The sequence below is a fragment of the Campylobacter concisus genome, from assembly GCF_902460875.1.
Taxonomy (GTDB): Bacteria; Campylobacterota; Campylobacteria; order Campylobacterales; family Campylobacteraceae; genus Campylobacter_A; species Campylobacter_A concisus_AA.
Genome location: NZ_CABPVR010000007.1, coordinates 232,166 through 236,715 on the forward strand (window position 1 = coordinate 232,166; position 4,550 = coordinate 236,715).

Below are 4,550 nucleotides of genomic sequence, written 5' to 3' on the forward strand. Positions count from 1 at the left end.
AGCCCCAACAGCACTTCCTCCACTTACACCAAAGCTATTATCTCCACCTGCTGCTAGAGATAAAGCATCTATGCTTCCTACATTAGCATTTATGTTACTAATGTGGCCTCCTTCTGCAAAGCTAGTAGAAGATAAGCTTACGCCATCTCCACCATTACCACCTGCTTGTGGACCACCTGCAGCAGTTTCTTCTAGAGCATTAAGATCTGTTCCTTTTAAGATGGCTTGTTGTAAAGCTGAGATATCAGCTACTGTTTCGTTATTGTTAGAGTCTTGATCTAGAGTTAGAGTATCTTTACCTATTAAAGTTATATCTTTACCATCAGTTTGAGTTATTGTTACTTTAGAATTAGAACCCTCTGTAACTATCTTTTCACCTTGGTATACAATATCTCCTACACTTAATTGTCTTACCTCTCCTGTTAAGTCATTAAGTGCTCTTACTATTCCTCCGTTTACGCTTTTAACTACTCCGGCTTCTTTAGCCATCATGTTCTCCTTATTGTTTATAGTCTTTGAAATTTTGAATGAATTATATAAATTTTAGAAGGGCTTGTCTATTGTACCATGTTTGTACCATGTGAAATATTTGTGTGACTATCTTTTATCGTAGCCCTAGAATTTAGCCTTTGCTTTTAAAATTCTTAGCATTAGTTTTAGTAGAAATTGATTTTATTTAAAAAATTTAAAGACTTGCCAACAAAGCAAGTCTTTAAACATAATCTTATAAAGCCTTTATATCTCCACCAATAACTCTTAACCCTCTACTATCAAATATCGCCTTTACGCCAGCTACTTCTATCACGACACTTGATCCTTCTATCGTTACTTTTGTGCTACCTACTTGATGGATTATCTTATCTTTGGCATTTACCTCATAAGTCGTCTCTATATTGCTAAATTTTGAATCAGCAATCTCTGTGTGCTGGGCAGCTGTTTTTGTTGTAAAATTTGACTTAGCATTTACATCAATGTAACTATTTGCCTGAAGCACAATATGCTCGTTACTAAATTCATTTATGCCTTTTTGTGAATTTAGCTTATAGCCACCATCTATATTTTGCTCTTTTGTGCCTTTTACCTCTCTCATCTCATCATTATGTATGGTCGTATTAAGATTTGATTTTACTTCTACAAATTTATCATGTCCTACAAATTCATGACTATCTTGACCTACTCTTGTATTGTTATCAACAGCTACGTTTAGCGTATTTGAGACGCCCACTACTGTATCTTTTGAAAGCCCGACTGTTGTTAGATACTCGCCTCCGACATTTACATTTTTTGCTAGATCTATCGTCTGAATGTGAGCTTTTTTTACTCGTTCGGTGTAACTTCCATGCACTTGTGAGCTTTTGTCATTTAGTATTGTTTGAGAAAAGTCGTTATTTACAAGCTCGTCATAGTCCTTTTCTGCTTTTACATAAATTTGCTCTTTATTTTTTAAATTTGATAAAGTGATCTCGTTTATACCGGTCTCATTTGCACCAATTGTTTTTGAGCTAAGAGATGTTTGGTGATAGTTACTATCTACATTTACAAGTGGCGTATTTGAGGCATTATATAGGCTACCGCTTACTACTGGGTTATCTATGTCATTTTGTAAAAACGAGATGATCACCTCATCACCGATCCTTGGTATGGCAAAAAATCCTGAGCTATTGCTAGCAATAGGCGTTATCACTCTTAGATAAGCGCTCTTGTGATAGCTTGCGTTGATGGCATCGTCTTTATCGATTATCTCTTGCGTACTAAAAGCATTTAACCTCACCTTTACCCTACCATAGCTATCAGTATGGATCGTATTATTTTGGCTGTTTAGTCCATCTTGACCAACTACAAGACCTAGCGTGATATCTGGTGCTTTTGGCTTTTGCTTGTAGCTTGGGACAAATTTCACACTACTTGGAATGATGCTTATCTCGTTTGTGTATGAGCTTATAAATTTTTTATCTTTAAATGGGACATTATCGCCCAAATTTAAGGTATTTTCTAAAACGCTCTCATCAATATAAGTATGCTTTAAAGCTATTATTTTAAACTCATATTCACCTTTGCTAGCATCAATAGCTACCGAGATATTGTCATTTAAATTTAGCGCAAATACATTTGAGCTAGCGGTAAATTCTTTTAAAAGCATATCGCTTCTTAGTTTCTTAAGGTAGGTGCTAACTTCAAGCAAGCTAGTATCACTAAATGAATACTCATCTAAATTTATATGCTTATCATAGATATTTACCTGCTCGTCAAATATCTTTTCATTTTTACTCTCTAGCACATTTGGATAAGCTGTATTTTGAAAAGAGTGCGTAAAGCTATTTGCTTTTAGCGTCTCGCTCTTTGTTATTTTATTTATGTGTTCGGTTGCTAGATTATTATTCAAATTTACATTAAAGCTTACTTTTCTAGCTTCCTTGCCACTGCTTGTATCGCTTGAAATAAAATTTTCATTTTGATTGCTATAAGCTAGTATAAATGTATCATGAAAGTAAATTTTTTCATTGTCTTCATAAAAATATATACCGCTATCATGACAAAGCCTTGTTATGAAAGCTAGATCACTCTCATTGTACTGGGCTATAAATTCTCTTTTGTTGTAGTTATTTTTGATATTTGAGAAGTCTAGCTCTTTGGTTAGTCTTTGTTTATTAAAAGCTAAAATATCCTTTACTACTTCTAAAATGCTCTGGTCTGTATAAATTCTATTTGCTCTATTTATGCTTAGTCTATATAGTGGCGAAGTTAGCTTAAATTTAAAGAAGTATTTTTTATCTATATTTGTACTAGTCTCATCATCTACGCCAAGATACTCTACATCGCTTACTATTCCACTAAAGTGCATATCGTTTGAGCTACCATCTGGAACGATGTTTTTATTTGTTGAAGACGGCCTTTTTATGCTTAGCTTTATACTTTTATCAAGATATTTATATATGCTTGAGTAACTTTTATCGTTATTGTAGATGGTGTCTAAATTTTCATAAAGCGGGTTTTTCACCAAATTTATATAAGCAAAGCACTCTATGCTAAATATACTTTCTAAATTTTCATAAATATCTGCACGTGTAACGATAAATTTATCGTTGGACTCGTTTGCTATCTGAAGAGTTGAGAAGGTATCGTTAGATACGCCGTAGTCCACAAAGCCATCTGTTGCCACTGAGTTACCGGATGCTAGCATGACAGGCTTAGTCAGTGATGATGTTGGCGATGTTAAATTTTTGTCCATTTGTTGCTCTTTCAATCTTTTTTCGTTTTCTTCTTCTTGTAATCTTTTTTCAAATTCTTTAATATCAGCATCATTTAATTTAATCGTAGGCTTTGACTCTTCCAGTATGCCAAGCCTTTTTGCCTCTTTATATTTTCTGAATTTAATTTCTGTTTGATCGTCTATGCCTCTTTTTACTCCTTCTCCAGCAGCATCAAAAATTTTGCCCATTAGCGGAGGTTTAGGATAAACTCTTATAAAAGCATCTACATTGTCTTTTGCATTTTGTGAGGTAGTTTTTTCTTTAAAGTCTTTTAAATCAGTATTATCATTTTTTACTTCGAGTTTCTTCTTACTTATATTAAATAAATCCATTACCTATTCCTGCCTTCTACTAGCTCATCAAATTCTTTTTCGTCATTTACAATTTTTAAAATAGATTTTAAAACGGCATAATCTTTTGGGTCTTGCCCATGATCTAATAGTTTTTTAATCAGTTTAAATTTCTCTTCTTTAAATTCCTTATATTTTGATGTTTTTATAAATTTAAGCAATTCTTTACTGGCTCTTTTATTCTCTATTGGAACTCCATTGCTATTAAAAAAAAACGAAAAGTCAAGCCCTATTGATGTAGATAGCCAGCCATTTGGAGTAGCACCCTTGTCTAAAAGCATGTCAATAGTTCCAGTCTTGTTTGCATCGTAAGCAAATTCTAATAAATTCGATCTAGCCATTAAATTATTTAATTTTACGCTAGCATTAGCATCACAACCCAGTTTGTCTATATAATATTCTATGTATTTAGCGGTATTTTCATCAGTTATTTTTTTATCAAAAATAACCCCAAACATATCCGTGCAATTTGCTTCGTGTGAATACAAAGATGTTATGAGAAATATGATTATTGCCAATTGCTTCATTGCGCTAATTCCTTTTGAGTTCTATTCTTTAATAAATTATCTAAATCCTTTTCATCATTTATGAGTGTCAAAATATATTTTAAATATTTGTAGTCTTTAGGGTCTTGCCCGTATTGTAGTTGCTTTTTAATTAATTTAAATTTCTCTTCTTTAAATTCTTTATATTTTTGAGTTTTTATAAATTCTAGTAGCTCCTTGCTAGGTGTTTTACTCTCAAATCCAACTCCATTATCTTGAAAAAAGAATAAAAATTCTGATCCCATAGAAAAAGCTAATCTACCATTTGGCTTTGTACCTTTATCTAAAAGATCATCAAAAGTCTTAAATTTTTTCATTAAAAAGGCGATTTCTAATAAATTTGGCTCATATCTAAGTTCATTACTTTTAAAAGTTATATTCGCATCGCAATTAAACTTGTCTAT

The 4,550-nt window shown here is 32.6% G+C and carries 4 protein-coding genes; all 4 read right to left on the minus strand.

The window, feature by feature from the left end; all coding sequences use genetic code 11:
- The coding region (locus F3H01_RS05005; protein WP_188116349.1) for a retention module-containing protein at window positions 1–489 on the minus strand (489 nt) is incomplete at its 3' end.
- 235 nt (window positions 490–724) lie between these two features.
- On the minus strand, window positions 725–3,583 hold the full coding sequence (locus F3H01_RS05010; protein ID WP_188116350.1) for a type VI secretion system Vgr family protein: 2,859 nt from the start codon (window positions 3,581–3,583) through the stop codon (window positions 725–727).
- On the minus strand, window positions 3,583–4,128 hold the full coding sequence (locus tag F3H01_RS05015; protein WP_149725046.1) for a hypothetical protein: 546 nt from the start codon (window positions 4,126–4,128) through the stop codon (window positions 3,583–3,585). Before F3H01_RS05015 ends, F3H01_RS05010 begins: the two co-directional genes overlap by 1 nt.
- Window positions 4,125–4,550 (minus strand): hypothetical protein (locus F3H01_RS05020; RefSeq protein WP_188116351.1); only part of this gene is annotated, 426 nt, incomplete at its 5' end. The genes F3H01_RS05015 and F3H01_RS05020, both read right to left, overlap by 4 nt.